This window comes from Streptomyces anthophorae, assembly GCF_049310305.1.
GTDB lineage: Bacteria > Actinomycetota > Actinomycetes > Streptomycetales > Streptomycetaceae > Streptomyces.
In genome coordinates this window covers 1,586,986-1,609,460 of the sequence record NZ_JBLWQQ010000001.1, presented here as the reverse complement: position 1 = coordinate 1,609,460, position 22,475 = coordinate 1,586,986, and the positions used below count along the sequence as shown (strand labels likewise).

Annotated in this window: 22 protein-coding genes; 15 read left to right on the top strand and 7 right to left on the bottom strand. The window is 71.3% G+C overall.

Going from position 1 to position 22,475, the window contains the following annotated elements:
• Window positions 1-14: 14 nt before the first annotated feature.
• Window positions 15-1,127, top strand: a complete 1,113-nt coding sequence (locus ACNYS0_RS07245; RefSeq protein WP_422471850.1) for an ABC transporter permease — start codon at window positions 15-17, stop codon at window positions 1,125-1,127.
• Window positions 1,128-1,171: 44 nt separating this feature from the next.
• Window positions 1,172-1,894, top strand: a complete 723-nt coding sequence (locus ACNYS0_RS07240) for an ATP-binding cassette domain-containing protein (RefSeq protein WP_422471849.1) — start codon at window positions 1,172-1,174, stop codon at window positions 1,892-1,894.
• A 70-nt stretch (window positions 1,895-1,964) separates the two neighbouring features.
• Here the strand turns inward: ACNYS0_RS07240 and ACNYS0_RS07235 are convergent, their stop codons facing one another.
• Window positions 1,965-3,107, bottom strand: a complete 1,143-nt coding sequence (locus tag ACNYS0_RS07235; RefSeq protein WP_422471848.1) for an FAD-dependent monooxygenase — start codon at window positions 3,105-3,107, stop codon at window positions 1,965-1,967.
• Window positions 3,108-3,280: 173 nt separating this feature from the next.
• Here ACNYS0_RS07235 and ACNYS0_RS07230 point away from each other — a divergent pair, with 173 nt between their 5' ends.
• Window positions 3,281-3,616: an ArsR/SmtB family transcription factor gene (locus ACNYS0_RS07230; RefSeq protein WP_422471847.1), complete on the top strand. Its 336-nt coding sequence runs from the start codon at window positions 3,281-3,283 to the stop codon at window positions 3,614-3,616.
• Between the two features lie 167 nt (window positions 3,617-3,783).
• Complete coding sequence (locus tag ACNYS0_RS07225; protein ID WP_422471846.1) at window positions 3,784-4,794, top strand: aldo/keto reductase; 1,011 nt, start codon at window positions 3,784-3,786, stop codon at window positions 4,792-4,794.
• Window positions 4,795-4,932: 138 nt separating this feature from the next.
• Here ACNYS0_RS07225 and ACNYS0_RS07220 read toward each other — a convergent pair whose 3' ends face one another.
• The gene (locus ACNYS0_RS07220; RefSeq protein ID WP_422471845.1) at window positions 4,933-5,445 is read right to left on the bottom strand and encodes a MarR family winged helix-turn-helix transcriptional regulator; all 513 of its coding nucleotides are present in this window, start codon (window positions 5,443-5,445) and stop codon (window positions 4,933-4,935) included.
• 196 nt (window positions 5,446-5,641) lie between these two features.
• Here ACNYS0_RS07220 and ACNYS0_RS07215 point away from each other — a divergent pair, with 196 nt between their 5' ends.
• Together ACNYS0_RS07215 and ACNYS0_RS07210 are read left to right on the top strand one after the other, a co-directional pair.
• Window positions 5,642-6,397, top strand: coding sequence for an SDR family NAD(P)-dependent oxidoreductase (locus tag ACNYS0_RS07215; RefSeq protein WP_422471844.1), 756 nt, complete (start codon window positions 5,642-5,644; stop codon window positions 6,395-6,397).
• Window positions 6,398-6,457: 60 nt separating this feature from the next.
• Window positions 6,458-7,264: an SDR family oxidoreductase gene (locus ACNYS0_RS07210; RefSeq protein ID WP_422471843.1), complete on the top strand. Its 807-nt coding sequence runs from the start codon at window positions 6,458-6,460 to the stop codon at window positions 7,262-7,264.
• A gap of 74 nt (window positions 7,265-7,338) precedes the next feature.
• Here the strand turns inward: ACNYS0_RS07210 and ACNYS0_RS07205 are convergent, their stop codons facing one another.
• Window positions 7,339-8,424, bottom strand: a complete 1,086-nt coding sequence (locus ACNYS0_RS07205; RefSeq protein WP_422471842.1) for an acyl-CoA dehydrogenase family protein — start codon at window positions 8,422-8,424, stop codon at window positions 7,339-7,341.
• Window positions 8,425-8,470: 46 nt separating this feature from the next.
• Between ACNYS0_RS07205 and ACNYS0_RS07200 the strand changes: the two genes are divergently transcribed.
• From ACNYS0_RS07200 to ACNYS0_RS07190, 3 genes are all read left to right on the top strand, one after another.
• Window positions 8,471-9,637 (top strand): acyl-CoA dehydrogenase family protein, encoded by a 1,167-nt coding sequence (locus ACNYS0_RS07200; protein ID WP_422471841.1) that lies wholly within the window; start codon window positions 8,471-8,473, stop codon window positions 9,635-9,637.
• A 187-nt stretch (window positions 9,638-9,824) separates the two neighbouring features.
• Window positions 9,825-11,237: an amidase gene (locus tag ACNYS0_RS07195; RefSeq protein WP_422471840.1), complete on the top strand. Its 1,413-nt coding sequence runs from the start codon at window positions 9,825-9,827 to the stop codon at window positions 11,235-11,237.
• Window positions 11,238-11,382: 145 nt separating this feature from the next.
• Complete coding sequence (locus tag ACNYS0_RS07190; RefSeq protein ID WP_422471839.1) at window positions 11,383-12,891, top strand: MFS transporter; 1,509 nt, start codon at window positions 11,383-11,385, stop codon at window positions 12,889-12,891.
• 84 nt (window positions 12,892-12,975) lie between these two features.
• On the opposite strand, the gene ACNYS0_RS07185 is transcribed toward ACNYS0_RS07190, so the two are convergent.
• From ACNYS0_RS07185 to ACNYS0_RS07175, 3 genes are read right to left on the bottom strand one after another with little or no spacing between them, the layout of a single operon-like run.
• On the bottom strand, window positions 12,976-13,425 hold the full coding sequence (locus ACNYS0_RS07185; protein WP_422471838.1) for a nuclear transport factor 2 family protein: 450 nt from the start codon (window positions 13,423-13,425) through the stop codon (window positions 12,976-12,978).
• Window positions 13,422-13,970, bottom strand: a complete 549-nt coding sequence (locus tag ACNYS0_RS07180; RefSeq protein ID WP_422471837.1) for a nuclear transport factor 2 family protein — start codon at window positions 13,968-13,970, stop codon at window positions 13,422-13,424. Before ACNYS0_RS07180 ends, ACNYS0_RS07185 begins: the two co-directional genes overlap by 4 nt.
• 35 nt (window positions 13,971-14,005) lie before the next feature.
• Complete coding sequence (locus ACNYS0_RS07175) at window positions 14,006-14,860, bottom strand: LLM class F420-dependent oxidoreductase (protein WP_422471836.1); 855 nt, start codon at window positions 14,858-14,860, stop codon at window positions 14,006-14,008.
• Window positions 14,861-15,099: 239 nt separating this feature from the next.
• Here ACNYS0_RS07175 and ACNYS0_RS07170 point away from each other — a divergent pair, with 239 nt between their 5' ends.
• Complete coding sequence (locus ACNYS0_RS07170; protein WP_422471835.1) at window positions 15,100-15,999, top strand: IclR family transcriptional regulator; 900 nt, start codon at window positions 15,100-15,102, stop codon at window positions 15,997-15,999.
• A 45-nt stretch (window positions 16,000-16,044) separates the two neighbouring features.
• On the opposite strand, the gene ACNYS0_RS07165 is transcribed toward ACNYS0_RS07170, so the two are convergent.
• Window positions 16,045-16,629, bottom strand: a complete 585-nt coding sequence (locus tag ACNYS0_RS07165) for a flavin reductase family protein (protein WP_422471834.1) — start codon at window positions 16,627-16,629, stop codon at window positions 16,045-16,047.
• 249 nt (window positions 16,630-16,878) lie between these two features.
• On the opposite strand from ACNYS0_RS07165, the gene ACNYS0_RS07160 reads away from it, so the two are divergent.
• The 5 genes from ACNYS0_RS07160 to dmpG are packed head-to-tail and all read left to right on the top strand — an operon-like array spanning window position 16,879 to window position 22,475.
• Window positions 16,879-17,745 carry an alpha/beta fold hydrolase gene (locus tag ACNYS0_RS07160; RefSeq protein WP_422471833.1) on the top strand — a complete coding sequence of 289 codons (867 nt, stop codon included), beginning with the start codon at window positions 16,879-16,881 and terminating at the stop codon, window positions 17,743-17,745.
• Window positions 17,742-19,442: an FAD-binding protein gene (locus ACNYS0_RS07155; protein ID WP_422471832.1), complete on the top strand. Its 1,701-nt coding sequence runs from the start codon at window positions 17,742-17,744 to the stop codon at window positions 19,440-19,442. Before ACNYS0_RS07160 ends, ACNYS0_RS07155 begins: the two co-directional genes overlap by 4 nt.
• Window positions 19,439-20,479, top strand: coding sequence for a 2Fe-2S iron-sulfur cluster-binding protein (locus ACNYS0_RS07150; RefSeq protein ID WP_422471831.1), 1,041 nt, complete (start codon window positions 19,439-19,441; stop codon window positions 20,477-20,479). The genes ACNYS0_RS07155 and ACNYS0_RS07150 overlap by 4 nt, the downstream gene beginning before the upstream one ends.
• 10 nt (window positions 20,480-20,489) lie before the next feature.
• A complete protein-coding gene (locus tag ACNYS0_RS07145; protein WP_422471830.1) occupies window positions 20,490-21,383 on the top strand; it encodes an acetaldehyde dehydrogenase (acetylating) in 894 nt (297 codons plus the stop codon).
• Window positions 21,384-21,404: 21 nt separating this feature from the next.
• Window positions 21,405-22,475, top strand: a complete 1,071-nt coding sequence (dmpG, locus tag ACNYS0_RS07140; protein ID WP_422471829.1) for a 4-hydroxy-2-oxovalerate aldolase — start codon at window positions 21,405-21,407, stop codon at window positions 22,473-22,475.

The window sequence follows — 22,475 nt, the reverse complement described above, 5'->3', positions numbered from 1 at the left end:
GCGTGAGCGACCGCATGAGCGAACACACCAGGCACGAGAACGCGGTTCACGGCGACACCACAGGACAGCAGACCGACGGGGCCGACGACGCGGCGGCCAAGGGCACGGGCGCGTTCAGCGAACCCGTCGCGCCGCCGGCCGTGCGGCCCGGGCCGCTGCGGATCGCCTTCGACACCTTCATCGTCCGCCGAGAAGCGGCCATCTTCCTGGTCGCCGTCGGCCTGCTGATCTACTTCTGGGCCAACAACTCCGACTACCTCTCGCACAGCAACCTGGTCAACCTCTCGCAGCAGACGGCCCCTTACGCGATCATCGCGGCGGGCGTGGTGCTGCTCCTGGTGAGCGGTGAGATCGACCTTTCGGTCGGCAGTGTCTTCGCGCTCTCGCCGTTCCTGATGCACTACCTGGTCGACTACTACGGCGTGTACCCGATCGTGGCGATCATCGGCTCCGTCCTCGCGGGCGCGGCGATCGGCCTGGTCAACGGCTTCGTGGTGGTCGTACTGAAGGTGCCGTCGTTCGTCGCGACGCTCGGGATGCTCTTCCTCGTCCTCGGCATCATGCTGACCACGTCGCACGCCTACCCGGCACAGATTCCCGAGGCCGCCAAGGGACTTGAGGGCTGGTTCGGGCAGGCCGACTGGGCGGAGCTGATCTGGTGCTTGATCATCGTCGCGGTCCTGCACGTCGTCCTCACGCGCACCCGCTGGGGCCTGTACACCGTCGCCACCGGCGGCAACCCGCTCGGGGCGAGCGAGGCGGGCATCAGGACCGGGCGGATCAAGACCGGAAACTTCATGATCACCAGCGCGCTCGGCGCCTTCGCAGGGATCCTGGAGGCGTTCCGCGTCGACTCCATCGACCCGAGCTCGGCGGGCGCGGACGGCGCCGCCCCGATGTTCCTCGCCGTCTCGGCCGCGGTCATCGGCGGTACGGCCCTTGCGGGCGGTTCGGGGACGGTGATCGGTGCACTGCTCGGCGCGCTCGTCCTCGCCGAGCTGCGCAACGGCTTCAACCTGATCGGCATCAGCGCCAACCCGTTCAACATCATCCTCGGTGCGGCGATCATCATCTCGATGGTGCTGAGCGTGTACCTGACGCGGCTGCGAAGGGCGGGACGGCGATGACGGCACCGGCGACAACGACACCACCGGCGCTTTCCGTGGAGCACATGGCCAAGAGGTTCGGCGCGGTGACCGCGCTCAGAGATGTGAACCTGCGCCTGGACAAGGGCGAGGTGCTTGCCCTCGTCGGCGACAACGGGGCAGGGAAATCAACCCTGTTGAAGATACTGTGCGGTTTCCACCGCCCCGACTCGGGCCGCATCCTGATCGACGGCGACGAGGTGACCCTCAAGTCGGTCGACCACGCCCGTACGCTCGGTATCGATGCCGTGTACCAGGATCTTGCGCTGGTCAACGAGCTGACCGTCTACCACAACATGTTCCTCAACCGGGAGCGCATCCACCCGACCCGGCTGCTCAACAACGGTGCGATGCGCAAGCTCGCGCGCGAGCACCTGAAGGAGATGGGGGTCAACATCCCGTCCGTCGACGTCGAGGTCGCCAAGCTCTCCGGAGGCCAGCGCCAGGCCATCGCGGTCGCCCGCTCGGTCTACTCCGAGGCGAAGATCCTCCTCCTCGACGAGCCGCTTGCGGCGATGGGCGCGAAGGAGGGCGCTCTCATCCTGGACCTGGTCAGCGACCTGAAGGCACGCGCCGAGATCTCCGTGATCATCATCGCGCACAACTATGCGCAGGTCTTCGAGGTCTGCGACCGCGTCAACCTCCTCCAGCACGGCCGGATCACCTTCGACAAGCGAACGGACGAGACGTCGGTGGGCGAGCTGACGGACCTGGTGGTCGCGGAGTACCGCAGGTCTCGTACGGGATAGCGGGGACGGGGCGCCGTGTGCGCCTCGTCCTGGGCGGGGAACCCGCCGCGGCGCACGGTGCGGGCTCGGTCTACCGGTTCGCGGCTTCGCGAGAGGTGGTCCGGTTCGTGCGGCCGACCGCGCGGACCACGGCGTTGCGCGCCGCGAGGCCCGGCCGGGTGCGGGGCACCATGAGCCTGGAGAGCAGACCGACGCGTCGCTGCCGCGGACCTACCTCACGGCGGAGCCGCGACTCGTAGGCGGCGAAGGCGCGGGCGTGATCACCGGGATGGGCGGCGAGCTCTTCCGCGAGGGCGTACGCGCCCGCCATCGCCATGCTGGACCCGTCGCCCAGCAGGGCTGTCGCCGCCGCCGAGTCCCCGAGCAGTACGACCCGCCCGCGGGACCACGAGGGCACCCGGACGGTGGTCAGCGGGTCGAAGAACGGAGCCGGGTGGTCGAGGAACGCTGCCACGAGTTCCGGCGCCCGCCACCGCACGTCGGCGTAGGCGTCGGCCACGGTCTGCTTGTGAAGGGCGATGTTCTTACGGTCGTGGGGCGCTAGCCGTGCGGCCCGGAAGGTGAAGATCGCGAGCGGAGTGGTCCGCGAGGGGTGGAGGGCCAGCATCCGGTTCGGCACGGTCAGCATCGTCATCTCACTCGGGTCCTCGATGGCGTCGGGTTCCAGCGGGACGGTCGCGCCGTACAGGCCCAGGTCGCTTGCGAACTGCCGCTCGGGGCCGAACACCAGGCGCCGTACGGTGGAGTGCATTCCGTCGGCACCGACTACCAAGTCGAAGCGCCGTGGCGCGGACCGCCGGAAGGTGACATCGACCCCACCTTCGTCCTGGTCGATTGCGGTGACCGTGTCGTCGAACAAGAACTCGGCGTCGGTCTGCGCCGACCGGTGGAGCACCTCGGACAGGTCGGCTCGGGTCACTTCGACCGTCGGCGCCTCGTCCGAGGTGAGGGGGAGTTGCAGGATTCGCCTGCCGCCGGGGTCGAGCAGGGTCAGCGACCGATTGCGGGTGGCGAGCTCGCGGAGCTGCGGGAGGATGCCCATGCGCTCGGCGACCGGGATCGCGGGCCCCTTCACGACGATCGCGCTGCCACCGGAGCGCAGCTGCCGGGCGTGTTCGACGACCGTTGGCCGGTATCCGTTCCGGGAGAGCCAGTAGGCGAGTGCGGGCCCTGCGATTCCGGCACCGACTATCAGCACCTCGGGCTTCTTCATGACGATGACCTCTCGGAGTGTCGATGGCCAGGTCCCCGGTGAGTGCCGGGGCCGGGGCTCAGGGCGCGGCGGCACGGGGCGGCGCAACCCTGGGAAGGTACGAAAGATTTCGTACCTGAGTGGAGCACGTTCTTCAGGTACGATGCAAGTCGTACTTGAAGGAGGTGTGTGGCGTGGCCGGGAGGAACCTGGTTGGCCCAGAGGCCGATGCGCTCGATCTGGGTGCGGTGTTTCGTGCCCTGGCCGATGAGCACCGTCGTTCGGTGTTGATGGCGTTGGCCGCCGACCGCAGCGACAGCGAGCGGGGCTGCAACTCGTTCGATCTTCCGATCTCGAAGCAGACCCAGACCCACCACTTCCGGGTCCTGCGCGAGGCAGGTCTCATCGACGAGATCGACTACGGCAACCGCAAGGGCATCCGGCTACGACGCGCGGACGTCGAGAAGAGATTCCCCGGGCTGCTCGCGCTCCTGGCAACAGAATCCCCTGGCGGTACGGCTTCTCGCTGAGCACGGCTGAGCACACCGGAGCGGCGCCGGGTGAGTTCCCTAGTGGGGGCGGTGGGAGACTTTCTCCCCTGCCTCAACTGGCCTCGGTAGAACTCGAGTCGGTCGAGGTGGCCGACGGCGTAGACGTATTTGCGTTGGAGCGCACTTCAATTCCTAGGTTCTGACGCATGCGATACATCAAACTCGGATCGACCGGACTCGAAGTCTCCGCCGTCACCCTCGGCTGTATGAGCCTCGGCGAGCCGGACCGCGGCGGCGAGCCCTGGTCGCTGGGCGCGGACGCCGGCCGGGACATCATCAAGCAGGCTCTTGAGGGCGGCGTCAACTTCCTCGACACGGCCAATGGGTACAGCGACGGCAGCAGCGAAGAGATCGTCGGCCGGGCGGTCAAGGACTTCACCCGGCGCGAGGAGGTCGTTCTCGCCACCAAGGTCTGGATGCGGATGCGCCCCGGCCCGAACGGCGCCGGACTCTCCCGCAAGGCGATCTTCGCCGAGCTCGACGCCTCCCTGAAGCGGCTGGGGACCGACTACATCGACCTGTACCAGATCCACCGCTGGGACTACGACACCCCGATCGAGGAAACCCTCGAGGCGCTGCACGACGCGGTCAGGTCCGGGAAGGTCCGCTACATCGGTGCCTCGTCCATGTACGCCTGGCAGTTCGCCAAGGCCCTGTATCTGGCCGACCTGAACGGCTGGACCCGGTTCGTGTCGATGCAGGACCACTACAACCTCATCCACCGGGAAGCAGAGCGGGAGATGCTCCCGCTCTGCGCCGACCAGGGCATCGGCGTGATCCCGTGGAGCCCGCTGGCGCGGGGCAGGCTGACGCGGGCCCGGGACACCGCCACGGCGCGTGCCGGGACCGACCCGGGCGGCAAGATCCTCTACCGCGACCAGGACCAGGCAGTGGCCGAGCGCGTCCACGAGATCGCGGACAAGCGGGGTCTGTCCCCGGCCCAGGTCGCCCTGGCCTGGGTCATGCGCAACCCCGTGGTGACCTCGCCCATCGTCGGGGTCACCAAGCCGGCCCAGCTGGCCGACGCGCTCGCCGCGGTGGACGTCGAACTCGACGAGGACGAGGCCGCCTACTTGGAGCAGCCCTACCAGCCGCACGAGGCCGCGTACCTGGAGGAGTCCTTCTACAAGCGGCAGCCCGTGGCGGGCTCCCGGTAGTCCGGGCCACCGCCGGGCCCTCGACGAACCCGTGGTGTGTTCGGGAGGGCGTCGGCCTGAGAGCCCCCGACCCGCTCGGGGCAGCACGCGAAGTGCTGACGATCGGCCGCCAGGCACCTGGGGGCGCCGGCGCGCCGCTCACTCCGCGGTGGAACGGTCGTCCCGCGACCGCGTCGAGTGGTCCCGGTCCCATGCCAGCCCTTCGAGCTGCTCGATCCCGTGGTTGAACTCGACCATCAGCGTGAGGAACTGCTGAGTGCGTTCGCCGCTCCAGCCCGCCGCTTCGATCAGCCGGGCGGCGCCCGCTCGGCTGATCGCCCGGTCCGCCTCCAGTCGCTCCAGGCCCAGCGGGGTGGGGCGGAAGGTGCGTGCGCCGCCCTTGGTCGTGGCGTCGATCCGCTCGACGAGCCCCTGCTTGAGCATGGCGCCGACCTGTCGGTTGATGGTGGACACGTCGGCCTGGAAGGTGTGGGCCAGTTCCTTGAGCGTGAGGGGCTCGCCCGATTCCAGACGGGTCAGCAGCACGTACGCCGAGCGGTCGAGACTCTGGCCGATGCGCGGGCCGCGTGCCGCGATGAAGTGCCGGGACAGGAGGGTCAGCTCCCGCTCCAGATCTCCCAGGCGGCGTTCCTGCTCGCTCGGCTCGCTCATGGGTGCCGTGCTCCTTTCTCGCGGTCCCGGCCTCAAGCGGCCGGGTGTGGGGTGCACGAGTTAGTGTGTATGTAACATGCACATCGTAGCGCCTGGCTGGTCCTGCCCGCAGGCCGTGCCCGTGCTCGACGCAGGGGGCCTCGCTTTTCCGTATCCGGGGCGCCGCGCTTCCAGACACTCGGAAAGGAATGTCGTCATGAGCTTTCCCACCTTGCAGGGCAAGACGGCACTGGTCACCGGCGGAGCCTCCGGCATCGGCGGCGCCATCACCAGGCTGTTCGTCGCGCGCGGTGCCCGCGTGGTCGTCGTCGACCTCCAGGAGGAGGCGGGGGAGGCGATGGCGAAGGAGCTGGGGGATGCCGTGGTCTTCCTGAAGGGCGACGTCTCCGACCGCGAGGTCGCCGACACCGCCGTGGCCACCGCGGTGGAGCGCTTCGGCTCCCTGGAGGTGCTGGTGAACAACGCGAGCGTGTCCCGGCAGAAGCCGTTCGAGGAGCAGACGGACGACGACTGGGACCTGGCGATGGGCACCGGCCTGTACGCGACCCGCAACTTCATGCTCGCCGCCCTGCCGGAACTCAAGAAGACCGGCAACGCCAGCGTCATCAACTTCGGCTCCGGCGCGGGCCTGAACGGCCAGCCCAACCAGGCCTCCTACGCGGCGGCCAAGGAAGCGATCCGCGGCCTGAGCCGGGTGGCCGCCAATGAGTGGGCGCCGTTCAACATCCGGGTCAACGTGGTCTGCCCGATGGCGCTGACGTCAGGCGTGGCCGCCTGGGCCGAGGCGCGCCCGGAGCAGTACGCCCAGTCCGCGGCCTCGGTGCCGCTGGGCCGCTTCGGCGACCCCGACCGCGACGTCGCACCGATCGTCGCCTTCCTGGCCGGCGACGACGCGCAGTACATGACGGGGCAGACCGTCATGGCCGACGGCGGCGCCGTGAAGCTCCGCTGAGGCCGCTGCCGACACCCACTCCGTCCACGTACACACCGAACCACCAAAGAGGAGACCGACATGGGAACCATCGCCGTCACCGGAGCCGCCTCCGGTATGGGTGGCTCCATCGCCGCCCGGCTCACCGAACAGGGGCACCGGGTCATCGGGGTCGACCTGCGCGGCACCGACGTGGCGGCCGACCTGGGCACCGCGGAGGGACGTCGCGCCGCGGCGGCCGAGGTCACCGGGCTCGCCGACGGGCGCCTTGACGGCCTGGTGCCGTTCGCGGGGATCTCCGGTGGTGCGAACCGGCCGGCGAGCCTGCTGGTCTCCGTCAACTACTACGGCGCCATCGGCCTGTTGGAGGAGCTGCGCCCGGCCCTGGCCGCCGCGGGGGAGTCCTCCGTCGTCCTCGCCTCCTCCAATTCCACGACCACCCAGCCCGGCTGGAACCCGAAGCTCGCCGAGGCGTGTCTCGCGGGCGACGAAGAGACGGCGCGCACCCTCGCCGACTCCCTGGCCGACGAGGGCGGCGTGCTCACCTACCCGGCAACCAAGGCGGCGATCGCCCACTACGCGCGTACCCGTGCCGCCGACTACATCGCGGACGGCATCCGTCTCAACGCGATCGCGCCGGGATTCATCGACACCCCGATGACCCGGGCCGGGCGCCAGGACCCGAAGATCGCGGCGGGGATCGAGGCGTTCTTGAAGTCCGTCCCCGCGGGGCGGGCGGGTACCCCGGAGGAGGTCGCGGAGCTCGTGCTCTTCCTGCTGTCCGCCAAGTCCGACTACTGCGTGGGTACGTTGATGTACTGCGACGGAGGCATCGACGCGCACCTGCGCGGCCTGGACTGGCCGAAGGTGTGGACGCCGCAGGGCTGAGCGCGGGCCAGGGCCCGGTCCGGCTGCCGCTCCTGCCGGGGCACGCGACTCCGGCAGGATCCGTCAGGAGGGCGCTAGGCCGGGAGGCCCAGGCTCTCGGTGAGTCGTCGGCGGTGCCGGGCCGGTGTTCCGAAGAGCTGGGAGGAACCGTGCGCCCGCTTGAAGTAGCGGTGCGCGTCGTGTTCCCAGGTGATGCCGATGCCGCCGTGCAGCTGGATCATCTCGCCCGCCACCGCCGAAAAGGCCTCGGAGCAAGCGGACTTGGCGACCGCCACGTATCTGCCGAAGTCCGGTGAGTCCGCCGCCGAGAAGGCGGCGCCCAGGGCAGCCGACCGCGCCGACTCCACCCGTACGTAGGCGTCCGCCAGCCGGTGCTTGACGGCCTGGAAGGAGCCTATGGGCCGGCCGAACTGGACGCGCTCCATCGCGTACGCGACCGTCAGCTCCAGGCAGCGCTCGGCTGCCCCGACCTGCTCGGCCGCCAGCGCCGCGCAGGCGAGGTCCAGGGCGCGCTCCACCGCCCCGGCCGCAGCGCCGTCCGCGCCGACGAGCCGTCCCTCGGCCCCCTCGAACCGCCCGTGCGCCAGGGGGCGGGTCTGGTCCATGGTCGCGCGGGTCTCGATCCGTGCGCCCGGCTGCCCCGGGGCCACCTCGAAGAGCGAGACGCCGTGGTCGGTGCGGGCGGTCACGAGCAGCACATCGGCTTCGGCGCCGTCGAGTACATGCTGTTTGACGCCGTGCAGCCGCCAGGTCCCGCCAGTGCCCGGCGTGGCCCGGGTGTCGGTGCGTGCCGGGTCCCAGGAGCCGTCCTCCGCCCAGGCCAGCGATGCGACGGTGCCGCCGCCGGCGATGCCGGGGAGCAGCCGCGCGCAGGCGTCGTCGTCCCCGGTGGCGAGGACGGCCTGCGCGGCGAGCACGGCCGAACCCAGAAAGGGCACGGGGCTCAGTGCCCGGCCCAACTCCTCCATCACCACGTGGACTTCGACCGCCCCGCACCCGGCCCCCGCGTACCGCTCCGGCACGCCGAGCGCCGCGACGCCGATCTGCTCGGTCAGCGGCCGCCAGGCGCCCGCACCCTCGTGCCGGGCCAGCAACGACCGGACGGCGGACCGCAGTTCCTCGTGCTCGCGCGTCAGCCTCATGTCCTGAGCGGCGGACATCCGCACCTCCTCGCCTAACAAGTGTTTGGTAGGTTAGCGTACGTCCATGACCAGCGTCGAGGAGTTCCGTGCCGAGGTCCGCAGCTGGCTGCGGGCAAATCTCACCGGTGAGTTCGCCGCCCTGCGGGGACGCGGCGGGCCCGGCCGCGAGCACGAGGTGCTCGCCGAGCGGCTCGCCTGGGAGCGCCATATGGCCGCCGCCGGCTGGACCTGTGTGGGCTGGCCCGAGGAGTACGGGGGCCGCGGCGCCACGCTCGAACAGCAGGTCGCCTTCCACGAGGAGTACGCCCTCGCCGACGCCCCCGCCCGCGTCAACCACATCGGCGAGCAGCTCCTCGGCCCGACCCTCATCGCCTTCGGAACCCCCGAACAGCGCGCCCGGTTCCTGCCGCCGATCGTGAAGGCGGAGGAGCTGTGGTGCCAGGGCTACAGCGAGCCGGACGCCGGTTCGGACCTGGCGAACGTGCGCACCAAGGCCGAATGCGACGGCGAGGAGTGGACGGTGACGGGACAGAAGATCTGGACCTCGCTCGCCCACGAGTCCGACTGGTGCTTCGTGATCGCCCGCACCGAACCCGGATCCGTGCGCCACCAAGGCCTTTCCTACCTGCTGGTCCCGCTCGACCAGCCCGGCGTGGACATCCGGCCCATCACCCAGCTGACCGGCACCAGCGAGTTCAACGAGGTCTTCTTCGACGGGGCCCGCACCGCCGCCTCGAACATCGTCGGCGCGCCCGGCGAGGGCTGGAAGGTCGCCATGGCCACGCTCGGCTTCGAGCGCGGCGTGTCCACTCTCGGCCAGCAGGTCGGCTTCCGCCGGGAGTTGGAGGCCCTGATCGAGCTGGCCCGCCGCAACGGCAGCGCCGATGACCCCCTGATACGGGACCGGATCGCCCGCGCCTGGGTCGGCCTGGAGACGATCCGGTTCAACGCGCTGCGCATGCTCGACGGGGCCGCCGCCGGGGCCCCCGGCCCCGAAGCGTCCATCGGGAAGATCTACTGGGCCACCTGGCACCGCGAACTCGGCGAACTCGCCATGGACGTGTGCGGCGCCGACGGCATGCTCGCCGCCGGCGAACCCTACGATCTCGACGACTGGCAGCGGCTGTTCCTCTTCTCCCGGTCCGACACCATCTACGCCGGGTCGAACGAGATCCAGCGCAACATCATCGCCGAGCGCGTGCTCGGGCTGCCCCGGGAGGCCCGCCCGTGATCGCGTCCGGCGGCACTGCGCTCCGGTCCTCCCGGTGAGTGGGACGCCCCGCACCGTGGAGTGGGCCGGGCCGTAATTTCCCCTCACCCCCTATGGCTCCGCCCAGCAGTGCCCTGCGGCGATCCGCCTTCGAGGCCGGATCCCGGCCGGTGCCGCTTCGCGGTCGTCCGAGCGTGAGGAGAATGCAGTGGCCGACAGGTGGGACGCCGTCGCGACGGCGTCCGCGACAGCGGGCGGCGAGGTGAGCGCCCGCGAGGTGGCCGAGGCCGCCATCGCCCGTATCGAGAAGCTCAACGGCGAGCTCAACGCCGTCATCCACACCCGGTTCGACGCGGCGCTCGCCGAGGTGGACGCAGGACTGCCCGAGGGCCCGCTGCGCGGCGTGCCGGTTCTCGTCAAGGACCTCGGCATGGACGTCGCGGGACTGCCCGCCACCGGCGGCAGCAGACTCTTCGCCGACGTCACCCCCGACCGCGACAGCGAACTCGTGAAGCGCTACCGACGCGCCGGCATGGTCGTCCTCGGCACCACCAACACCCCCGAACTGGGACTCAACGCCAGCACCGAACCGACGCTGTACGGCCCGACCCGCAACCCCTGGGGCAAGGACCACTCGCCCGGCGGTTCGAGCGGTGGCTCGGCCGTCGCCGTGAGCACCGGAATGGTGCCCGTCGCGCACGCCAGCGACGGCGGCGGCTCGATCCGCATCCCCGCCGCGGCCTGTGGGCTCTTCGGCCTCAAACCCGCACGCGGCCGGATCTCGCCCGCGCCCCGCCCCACCACCCTCTCCGGACTGGTCTCCGGCCACCACGCCGTGACCCGCACGGTGCGCGACAGCGCGCTGCTGCTCGACATCGCCGCGGGCCCGCTCCCCGGCGACGCCTACGCGGCGCCCGCCGCGGCCGACTCGTTCGCGGCCTGCGCACGGCGCGACCCGGGAAGGCTGCGGATCGGGCTGATCACCTCCCTGCCGGGCGGCCCCGCGGTGCACGCGGAACCGCTGCGCGCCGTGCTCGACGCGGCCCAAGTCTGCGAGGAGCTGGGCCACTTGGTCGTCGAGGCCGAAGCTCCTTACCGGACCGCGGAGGTCGCCGCCACCTCGGCCACGCTCATGGGCGCCGACGTGGTCGCCCAGATCGACGCCCGTCTTGAACGGCTCGGCCGGTCACTCGCCGACGACGACATCGAGCCCCTCACCCGGGTGATCTACGAGCACGCCCGCACGCTCACCGCCGCGGACGTCAGCCGCGCGCTGCGGCGGGCACAGGAGATCGGCTGGCAGGTCGGCGCCGCATTCGAGGCGTACGACGTGCTGCTGACCCCGACGCTCGCCCGGCCCACGCCCCGGCTCGGCGTCCTCGACACGCGCCGGCCGGGGACGATCTACGAACACGCCGCCGTGCAGTCGGCCTTCACCAGCGTCCACAATGTCACCGGCATGCCGGCGATGTCCGTCCCCTTCGGGCACGACGGCGACGGGCTCCCGCTCGGGGTCCAGTTCGCCGCCGTCGGAGGCGAGGGGCTGCTCCTCTCCCTGGCCGCGCAGCTGGAGCGGGCCGCTCCCTGGGACCTCAACGCACCGCCCGGCACCGGCGGCTGACGTTTCATCAGGCTAGGCTCGTGGGCCCCCATCTGCCCACGCCTCCTACGCCCCGCGCCCCCACCGCACCTGTCGCATCCGTCGCACCTTGCACCCGAACTCCGCACTCCGCGCCCCGCACCCCGCACCCGGACAAAGGATCACGATGGCAGACAACGTCACCCCGCGCCCCGCGGTGGTCTCCAAAGGGAGGGCGGTGGCCGTGCTCGTCCTGGTCATCCTCCTCTCGGAGGCCGCCACCTTCGAGATCACGATGGTCTACCCGGCGATGCCGGACCTGGCCCGTGAGTTCAAGACACTGAACATCGCCTGGGCCGCCTCGATCGTCACGCTCGCCGGAGCCACCGTCATGCCGCTGGTCGGCAAGGCCGCGGACAAGTGGGGCAAGAAGCGGGTCATTCTCCTGCTCGGTCTCGTCTTCCTCGCGGGCAGCGTGATCTGCGCGCTCGCGTCCTCCTTCGCCGCGCTGCTGGTGGGGCGGGCCCTCCAGGGCTGCATCGTCGGGATCGTCAACCTCTCGTACAGCCTGGTGCGCGACATCATGCGGCGCGACTTCGTGCCCATCGCCCTGGGTGCCGTGGTGACCGGGGTCGGCATGGCGGCCCTCGTCGGCCCCTTCCTCGCCGGCTGGCTCATCGACCGGCACGGCCCCGCGGGCGTCTTCTGGTTCCTCGCGCTCTACGCGGTCGTCCTGCTGCCGCTCTATGCCTTCGTCATCCCCGAGAGCACGGTGCGCGTCGACCGCCCCGTCGACTACGTCGGAACGATCCTGCTCGGCCCGGGCATCGGTGTGCTGCTGCTCGGCATCACCCAGGGCGGCAACTGGGGGTGGACGGCCGGGTCCACACTCGTCTGCCTGGGCCTCGGCACCGCCATGCTGATCGCCTTCGCGGCCTGGGAACGTGTGTGCAGCCACCCGCTGGTCTCGCTCGACGTGCTGCTGGGCCGCAGGTTCGGACCCACCGTGCTGGCCGTCGCGTGCGTGGCGTACATGATGAACGCGCATGCGCTGATCAGCCCCACCATGCTGCGGACGCCGGAGGGCATCCCGGGCATCAGCTACGGCGCCGGGCTCTCCGCCACGGAACTCGCCCTGTGGACCTGCCCGTTGGGGATCGTGGCCATGTTCGTGGGCCCTCTCGGCGGCTATCTGACCACGAAGATCGGCGCCCGCAACGTCCTCCTCGCAAGTGCCGCGTTCTTCCTCCTGGTCATGATCCTGGGCTCCCGCCTGTTCACCGTGCAGTGGCAGATCGGCCTGGTGGCCCTGGCCGCCGGCTGCGCCAACGGCTTCCTGCATTCCTCCAACGCCAACCTGCTCCAGGATTCCCTGCCCGCCTCGCAGAACGCGGTGGGCAACTCGATCGCCGGCATGACCACGCTGCTGTCCGCCGGTATCGCCACGGCGCTCACCGGTGTGGTGATGTCGGGACACGTGCTGAAGGTCGACGCGGCCACCAGCTCCGTGGTCTACGCGGACAGCGCGCTCACCCACGCGTACGCGTACGCGGCGGCCGTGGGCGCCGTCGGCATGGTGGTGGCTCTGCTGATGAAGCACGGACGCGCCCCGGCGCGCGGCGGTCTGACCGAACCGGCGGAGAAGCTTCCGCCGGTCGGGGACGCTCGGGTGCCCGCGAGCGGTGCGGCGGGCTGAGCCGAGCGCCGGCGCCGACGGCCCGTGACGTCCGGCCGCCTCATCGAGGGGCGGCCGGACGTCACGGGCCCGACGGGCGGTCGCCTACGTCTCCTGACCGTCCGGCGGACGCAGCACGCCGAAGTCACCGAGCTGGATCGTCATGCTGAACGTCCGGGCGCACAGCAGCCATTGACCTTCCGAGCGCACCCAGCGGTCGTCGTACTCGCCGCAGCACTCGAAGAAGCGGCCCGCCCACGGGCCCGCGCCCTGGTGGTACACACGGGCGTACGTCAGGGACCGGGCGCGGTCCCCGTCGACGGTGACCCGGTGGTTGCCGAGGAGGTGCTGGGTGGGGCCGCAACCGCCGAGATGGTTCCGGACGACGGTGAGGATGCTCCGCACGCCGGTGGCGCCGTAGCCGGTCGCGTCCGCGGTGAAGGCGGCGGCGACACCCGCCCAGTCCCGCGTGTCGAGCGCCGATGCGAGCCGCGCGAGAGCCTCGGCGATGAGCCGGTGGTCGTCGACACCCTGCCGCACCGTGTCCGCGGTCATGTCCCGTCCACCACCCCGGAGGCGAGCAGTTGCGGGGACTCCGTCCGGCCGTCCAGGACCCGGTTCGTACGGACGGTCACGCGCCAGCCGTCGGGGCCCCGGCGCAGCCGCCAGTGGTTCGCCGTGGCCCGGCGCAGGGCGAACGCGCCCGAGTCGGGATCTCGGACGATCATCGTGGTGTAGCAGACCGCGTCGGCCTCGTCGTCGCGCACGCGCACCCGCGGCGCGCCCACGACATGGGCGCAGCCCTGCCCGATCCACCGCTGGTGGTTGGGGGAGCGGACCATGGCCTCGATCTCCGTACGACCGGTCATCAGCAGCTCGTCGACGTCGTAGACGCCGTCCTCCTCCCACAGCGCGGCCACGGCCTCGGCCTGTCCGCTGTCGACCAGCGGGCCGTAGGAGAGGATCAGGGACGTGACGGCGGCCTCGTCCTCGAGCCGGGACAGTCGCCGCTCCATGCGGGACAGGGCCTCCTGGCTGTCGGCGAGGGCCTGAAGGATGTCCACGTCCGGGAGGAACTGGGGCTGCTCGGTGTCGCTCAACGGTCTTTCCCTTCCGTCGTGTTGAGGGGGGGGCGTCAGAGGTCGCGGGACAGGGAGTGCAGGGCGTCCAGCTGCTCGCAGTAGTGCTCCGCTGACCGCGCCGAGACGGAGGCGGACAGCAGCGTGGCCCCCGCGTCGCGGAGCCGGGACAGGGCGGCGACCGTGTCCTTCGGCGCCCCGGTCGGATCCAGAGGGCGGCCGGGCGAGAGGACGACCTCGAAGCCGTCCGGCAGATCGGTCCCGGCGAGCATCGCGCGCAGCCGGTCGGGCGCGAGGCCGAACGGCACCCAGCCGTCCGCCAGCGAGACGGCCCGGCGCAGCGAGCGCGGGGTCCGGCCCCCGACCCACAGCGGGACGCGGTCCTGGACGGCGTGCGGTTCGACGACGAAGTCCTGGAAGGAGTAGTGCTCTCCCCGGTACTCCGGCACCCGCCGGGACAGGGCGGCGCGCAGGGCCCGCAGGGCGTCGTCGGCGCGTGCGCCCCGGCCGGCGAACTCGGCGCCGAGCAGTTCGAATTCCTCGGCGAGGCTGCCGACGCCGAGCCCGAGCGTGACGCGGCCCTGGCTGAGCCGGTCCAGGGTGCCGTAGCGCTTGGCGATCTGGAGCGGGTGGTGGTACCCGAGGACGAGCACCTGGGTGACCAGCCGGATGCGGCTGGTCTGCGCGGACAGGTGCCCGAGCGTGGCCACCGGGTCCCAGTAGGTTCCTCCGCGTTCCCGGGCGACGTCGACCGGGACCGCCACGTGCTCGCTGCACGTGAGGTGGTGGAAGCCGAGCCGGTCGGCGGTGCGCGCGATCAGGCTCAGCTCGTCGATGCCGGCGTCCGCCTCCCAGGGGGAGGCGGCGCCCGGCAGCTGCACCACCACGGGCGATGTGATCCCGATGCGCATGGAGTCTCTCCTCGTACCTTCAGCGGCGTGCGTGCTGTCCAGGCGATTCGTAGCGCAGGAGCAGGGAGCGGGCGCCGGGCGATCCCGCTGATCGGGAGGCCTGCGGAAGAGCTGATCGGGAGACCTGCGGAAGAGGGGCATCCGGCGGGCGGAATCCCGTGCACGCCTCTTCCTCCCGCCGACGTGCGCTGCTAGCTTCCAAAAGTAGAATTCATTTCAGAAAGGCAGGAGGAGGGCCCATGACGGTTGTCAATGACGTGGCTGCTGTGGACACGCCCGCTCGCAAGGAGCTTCCGCCGTCGATGGTCGAGCGGATGACGCTGATCATGGACGCGTTCACCGGACGCACCACGAGACTGTCCCTGGAGGACGTGGCGCGCTGCACCCGCCTGCCGCGCTCCACGGCCCACCGCATCCTCGAACAGCTGGTGCGGCTGCGCTGGCTGGAGCACACCCCCTTCGGGTACGGCCTCGGCCGCCGGGCTCTCGGACTCGGCGGCGGCGACGGCGCCCACACCGAGATCCGCGCCGCGGCCGCGGGGCGGCTGCACCACCTCCAGATCCGCACCGGTCTGGTCGTCCATCTCGCCGTGCTCGACGAAGGGCAGGTGCTCTACCTCGACAAGGCGGGCGGTCGCTTCGCCGCCTCCGTCCCCTCGTGGGTCGGCGGCCGCGCGCCCGCGGCCGCCACGGCGCTCGGCAAGGCGATGCTGGCCTGGCTGGAACCGGAGGACGTCGAGTCCAGGCTGGCCGACCAGCTGGGCAAGCTCACCCACCGCACCATCGCCGACCTGCCCACGCTCCATCAGGAGCTGCACCGGATCAGGCAGCGCCGCGGACTGGCCTTCGAGCACGGCGAGTTCTTCCCCGGCATCGCCTGCGTGGCGGCGGCCGTGCGGGGGCCGGAGGGGCCGCTGGCCGCGATCTCGCTCGCCGGCCAGGCGCGTACCCCGCTGGAGAAGGTCGCGCCGCTGGTGGTGGACGCCGCCAGGCAGGTCTCGCGGGAACTGTTCCCCTGCCCGGGCAGCACGGGCCGGGCAGGAGCGGCCTGGCCCGATGCCGCGGAGGCGGCGGAGACGTGGTCGCCGCAGGCCATGGACCGGCTGCTGGCGGCCGGACAGGACGGCGGCTGGCTCTGACCTTCCGGCCGCCCGTCCGTGAGTCCGTCGGCCTTGTCCTCCCCGTCAGCCCCAGAGGTCGCCCTCGCCCCAGGTGAAGAGGCCCGCCGGGGCGGTGGGCAGTGCGGCCGGTGCGGTGTCGACGCCGAAGCGCCCGCGGAAGAAGAGCATCGGCCGCTGCTCGCTCTCCGCCTCAAGTCCGAGGACGCGGCCGATCACCACGTCGTGGTCGCCGGCCGCATGCACGTCGTGCACCTCCGCGTGCACGCGCATCAGCACGCCGCGCAGCGACGGTGTGTCCCAGGGCGAGAGGTCCCAGCCGAGCCCCTCGTACTTCGCGCCCCGGCTGGATCCGAAGCGCTCGCACAGGCCGGCCTGCTCCTCGGCCAGGACGTTGACGCAGAACCGGCCCGTGTCCCTGATGCGCGGCCAGGCCCGCCCGCGGTGGTCGGCGCAGAAGAGGATCAGGGGTGGATCGAGCGAGACGGACGCGAAGGACTGGCAGGCGAAACCGACTGGATCCCCCTCGGTGTCAAGGCCGGTCACCACGGTCACCCCGGTCGCGAACGCCCCCATGGCCCGGCGCATGCCGGTCGGCGTGGGGGCCGCGCTGTCGAGCGTCTCGGGTGTGGCGGGCGACTGCGTTCTCATCGTGTTCACCTCAAGGGGGACGGCACGGGTGGCGTGCGCGGTGGGCGAGCGGAGGCCGACGCTAAGGCCGTTCCGGACGGTGCGGAACGGTCCTCCCGATGAGTGGAAACCGCCCCGGGGCGGCCGTGCCCCGGGGCGTGGCCCGGCGGCCGCCGTCCGCACGTCCCGCTGATCGGGACTCCCGCCGCCCTGCCGATCGGGCCCGGTTACGTTCCCGGCGTTGACCACAGGACGGCGAAGGCGGGAACGATGACGGAGCTGAGCCACGAGTCCACCGCGCGTGAACTCACCACCGACCACGGCGTATTGAGGTATCACGAGGCCGGTGACGGGCCGCCTCTCGTGATGCTGCACGGTTCGGGCCCCGGGGTCACCGGCTGGCGCAACTTCCGCGGCAACCTCGCCACGTTCGCCGAGCACTTCCGCTGCCTTGTCCTGGAGATGCCCGGGTTCGGTGTCAGCGACCCCGTCGACGGGCACCCCATGGTCACCGCGCCGGACACCCTCGGCCGTTTCCTGGACGCCCTCGACCTGGACCAGGTCGACGTCATCGGCAACTCCATGGGCGGCATCGTCGGCACCCAGTTCGCGCTGCGCCACCCCGAGCGGGTCCGCAGGCTCGTGACGATCGGCGGCATCGGCCGCAACCTGTTCAGCCCCGGCCCGGGCGAGGGCATCAGGCTCCTGACCGAGTTCACCGACCACCCCACCCGTGAGGGACTGGTCCGCTGGCTGCGCTCCATGGTGCACGACCAGAGCCTCGTCACCGACGAACTCATCGAGGATCGCTGGCAGTTGGCCATCGACCCCCAGGCCCTCGCCAACGCGCGGGCGATGTACGGCGGTTCGGCCCTCGCCGCCCGAACGGCCTCCGCAGCCGCCTCCGGCCAGGCCCCGTACTGGGCGATGCTGCACCGGCTCAAGGCGAAGACCCTGATCACCTGGGGCCGCGACGACCGCGTGAGCCCCGTCGACATGTCCATCGTGCCGATGCGCACCATTCCCGACGTCGAACTGCACGTGTTCCCCGACTGCGGTCACTGGGTGATGATCGAGCAGAAGGCGGCCTGGGAGAGCGCAGTACTGGCCTTCCTGACCCGCAAGGAGTCGGCATGACCGCCGCCGCCCCGGACCCCGCTGCCACCCCCGCTGCCACACCTGCTTCCGGCCCCGCCTGGGACCACGAGTTCGACTTCGTCGTCGTCGGCAGCGGCGGCGGTGGCATGACCGCCGCGCTGACCGCCGCCGACGCCGGACTGTCGACGGTCGTGGTCGAGAAGGGCTCCATGTACGGCGGCACCACCGGCATCTCCGGCGGTGGCATCTGGATCCCCAACAACCCGGTCCTGCGCGCCAAGGGGCACGACGACAGCCGGGATTCGATCCGCCGCTACCTCGACCTGCTCACCGAGGGCCGGGTCCCGGCCGCCCGCCTCGACGCCTACGTCGACCAGGGCCCCGCCGCCATGGAACTGCTGTGCCGCAGCAAGTGGATGCGCTTCACCTGGACCAAGGGCTACTCCGACTACCACCCCGAGTACGAGGGCGGACGCCCCGAGGGCCGGTCGATCGAGGCGGTCCCGTTCGACACCCGCAAGCTCGGCGAGGACGAGAAGTACCAGCGGCCCAACAGCCTCAAGGGTCCCCTCGGCCTGTGGGTCACCGGCAAGGACTACCACGACCTGGCCATGGTGAAGCGGACCTGGCGCGGCCGCTGGGCCTCCGTCGTGGCCGCCTGGCGGGTCTCCTCCAACGTGGTCCGGCGCCGCCACATGTCCACCGGCGGGCGCGCCCTGGTGGCCCGGATGCGCATGGCGCTCAAGGACGCGGGCGTCCCGCTGTGGCTGGGCACCCCGATGACCTCGCTCGTCACCGACGACAGCGGCCGGGTCACCGGCATCGTCGCCGAGCGCGACGGCGAGACCGTACGCATCGGGGCCCGGCGCGGTGTGCTGCTCGCCGCCGGGGGCTTCGACCACAACGAGCGGATGCGCGCCCAGTACCTGCCGGACGGCGGAATCCAGGACTACAGCGCGGGCGCGCAGGAGAACGTCGGCGACGGGATCCTCGCCGGCCTCGGACTCGGCGCGGCGGTGGACTTCATGGACGACGCCTGGTGGATGCCGTCCGTGCGCCACTCCAAGGGCGTCACGATCCCCCTCGTCTCCGAGCGCTGCATCCCGCCGTCCGTGATCGTCTCCTCGCAGGGCAGGCGATTCACCAACGAGTCCTCGCCGTACACGAACTTCGTCCACGACCAGCTCGCCGGCAAGCACGTCCCGGCCTGGTTCGTGATGGACACCAAGGCCCGCGCCCGCTACCCGTTCGCCCAGGTGCTGCCCGGGATGCCCTTCCCCCGAGGCTTCTACGACGCCGGAATCATCCACCAGGCAGGCACCATCGCCGAGTTGGCCCGTGCCATCGACGTGCCGGAGGGTGAACTGACCGCGACCGTCGAGCGGTTCAACGGCTTCGCCCGAACCGGCAAGGACGCCGACTTCGGCCGCGGCGACAGCGCGTACGACCGCTACTACGGCGACCCCACACTGCCCAACCCCAACCTCGACGTCATCGACAAGGCCCCCTTCTACGCCGTGCGCCTCGACGTCGGCGACCTCGGCACCAAGGGCGGTCTGGTCTGCGACGAGCACGGCCGGGTGCTGCGCGAGGGCGGCGACGCCATCGACGGCCTCTACGCGACCGGCAACACCTCGGCGTCCGTCATGGCCAACGAGTACGCGGGCCCCGGAGCCACCATCGGCCCGTCCATCGTCTTCGGCTACATCGCGGCCCGGCACGCGGGTGCCCGGTGAGCGAGGCAGGCGGCGGGTCCCGACTCACGGTCCGTGTCGTCGAAGTGGTCCGCGAGACCGCCGACGCCCACTCGCTGGTGCTCGAACCGGTCGACGTCCCGAAGGAGCGGCTCGGCTACCGGCCGGGCCAGTTCCTCACCGTCCGCGTACCCACGGAACGCGCCGGGGGAGCCGCCCGCTGCTACTCGCTGTGCAGCTCCCCGCATCGCGACGACAAGCTGAAGATCACCGTGAAGCGCACGGCGAACGGCTACGGCTCCAACTGGATCTGCGACCACGTCGTCGAGGGTGACACGCTCGAAGTCCTGCGCCCCGCAGGCACGTTCACCCCCGACACACTCGACGAGGACGTCCTCCTCCTCGCGGCGGGCAGCGGCATCACTCCGGTGATGTCGATCCTGAAGTCCTGCCTGCACGCGGGCACCGGATCCGTCACCCTCGTCTACGCCAACCGCGACGAGCACTCGGTCATCTTCCGGAGCGAACTCATCGCGCTCGCCGAGGAGTTCGGCCACCGGCTGACCGTGGTGCACTGGCTGGAGTCGGTGCAGGGCCTGCCCACCGGGCCCGCCCTGCGCGCCCTCGTCCGGCCCTGCGCCGGGCGGCGGACGTTCGTGTGCGGCCCCGGCCCCTTCATGGAGCTGGCCACCACCACCCTTACGGCCATGGGTGTGCCCGCGGACCGGGTGCGGGTCGAGCGGTTCACCTCGCTGACCGGGGACCCGTTCGCCGCACCGGACGAGGACGACGGCTCGGCGCCGGCCGGCGAGGTCGAAGCAACCCTCGACGGAGAGACCACGACGCTGCCGTGGCCCGGCAACCGCAAGCTCCTCGACGTACTCCTCGCCGCCGGTCTCGAAGCCCCGTACTCCTGCCGGGAGGGCAATTGCAGCGCCTGCACCTGCCTGCTCGTCGAGGGAGAGGTGGCGATGGAACGCAACGAGGTGCTCGAAGAGCGCGACGTGGCCGACGGCTACGTCCTGGCCTGCCAGGCACTGCCGCGCAGCGAGCACATCAGGATCACCTACGACGGATGAGGTTCGAACCGTGACCAAGGCGACCGCCGCCATCGTCGGCTCCGGAAACATCGGAACCGACCTCATGTACAAACTGCTCCGGTCCGAGACGATCGAGCCACGCTGGATGATCGGCATCGACGCACAGAGCCCGGGGCTCAAGCGGGCCGCCGACGAAGGCCTGGTGGCGAGCGCCGACGGCGTCGACACACTGCTCGCCCAGGACGAGCGGCCCGACCTCGTCTTCGAGGCGACCTCGGCCGCCGTGCACCGGGCGAACGCCCCCAAGTACGCCGAACTCGGCATCCAGGCCATCGACCTGACCCCCGCCGCGCTCGGCCCCGCCGTCGTCCCCGCCGTCAACCTCGGCGCCCACCTGGACGCCCCCAACGTCAGCCTGATCACCTGCGGCGGGCAGGCCACCATCCCGATGGTGCACGCCGTCTCCCGGGTCACCGAGGTCGCGTACGCGGAGATCGTGGCGAGCGTCGCCTCGCCCTCGGCAGGACCCGGAACCCGCGCCAACATCGACGAGTTCACCCTCGCCACCAGCCGGGGCATCGAGACCATCGGCGGCGCCGCCCGCGGCAAGGCCATCATCATCCTCAACCCGGCCGAACCGCCGATGCTGATGCAGGACACCGTCTTCTGCGCCGTCCCCGAGGACGCGGACCGCGCGGCGATCACCGCGTCCGTCCACGAGGTGGCCCGCCAGGTCGCCGCGTACGTGCCCGGCTACCGGCTGCGCGCCGAGCCGCAGTTCGACGACCCGGACCCGGTCACTGGTGGCCCCGCCCGGGTCGCGATCTTCCTGGAGGTCGAGGGCGCGGGCGACTTCCTGCCGCCTTACTCCGGGAACCTCGACATCATGACCGCCGCCGCGACCAAGGTCGGCGAGGGCTTCGCCCAGCGCATCGCTTCCTGAACCTCAAGGAGTCCATCAGTCATGCCCTTCAGCGCAGACCTCGACATCCGCGTCACCGACTCCTCGCTACGGGACGGTTCGCACGCCAAGCAGCACCGATTCACGGTGGAGGAGGTGCGGTCGGTCGTCGCCGCCCTCGACGACGCCGGGGTCCCCGTCATCGAGGTCGCCCACGGCGACGGCCTCGGTGGATCCTCGTTCAACTACGGTTTCAGCCACACCCCGGAGCAGGAACTCATCAAGACGGCCGTCGCCACGGTGACGCAGGCCAGGATCGCATTCCTGATGCTGCCGGGACTCGGCATCCAGGACGACATCCGCGAGGCCGCCGACAACGGCGCCGCGATCTGCCGCATCGCCACCCACTGCACCGAGGCCGACATCGCCGCCCAGCACTTCGGCCTGGCCCGCGAACTCGGCCTGGAGACCGTCGGGTTCCTGATGATGGCGCACAGCAGCCCGCCCGAGGCCCTGGCCCGGCAGGCCCGCATCATGGCCGACGCGGGCTGCCAGTGCGTGTACGTCGTGGACTCGGCCGGCGCCCTGATCCTCGACGGCGTCGGTGACCGCGTCGCCGCGCTCGTCGCCGAACTCGGCGACGACGCCCAGGTCGGCTTCCACGGCCACGAGAACCTCGGGCTCGGCGTCGCCAACTCGGTGTCCGCCGTGCTGGCGGGCGCCCTTCAGATCGACGGCTCCGTCCGCCGGTTCGGCGCGGGGGCGGGCAACACCCCCGTCGAGGCGTTCGCGGCCGTCGCCGAGAAGCTCGGCATCCGTACCGGCATCGACACCCCGAAGATCATCGATGCCGCCGAGGACGTCGTCCTGCCCGTCATGGGCGGCGACCGGCTGCTCGACCGGATGTCGCTGACCATGGGCTACGCGGGCGTCTACTCCAGCTTCCTCGCGCACGCCGGCCGGCAGGCCGCCAAGTACGGCGTCTCCGGCACCGAACTCCTCCTCGAGGCCGGGCGACGCAAGCTCGTCGGCGGCCAGGAGGACCAACTCATCGAGATCGCCGTAGGGCTCGCGAAGCAGCAGCGGGCCGGCGCGGCCAAGGACACGACCGGGCCGACGCCCGCGGGGAAGTGA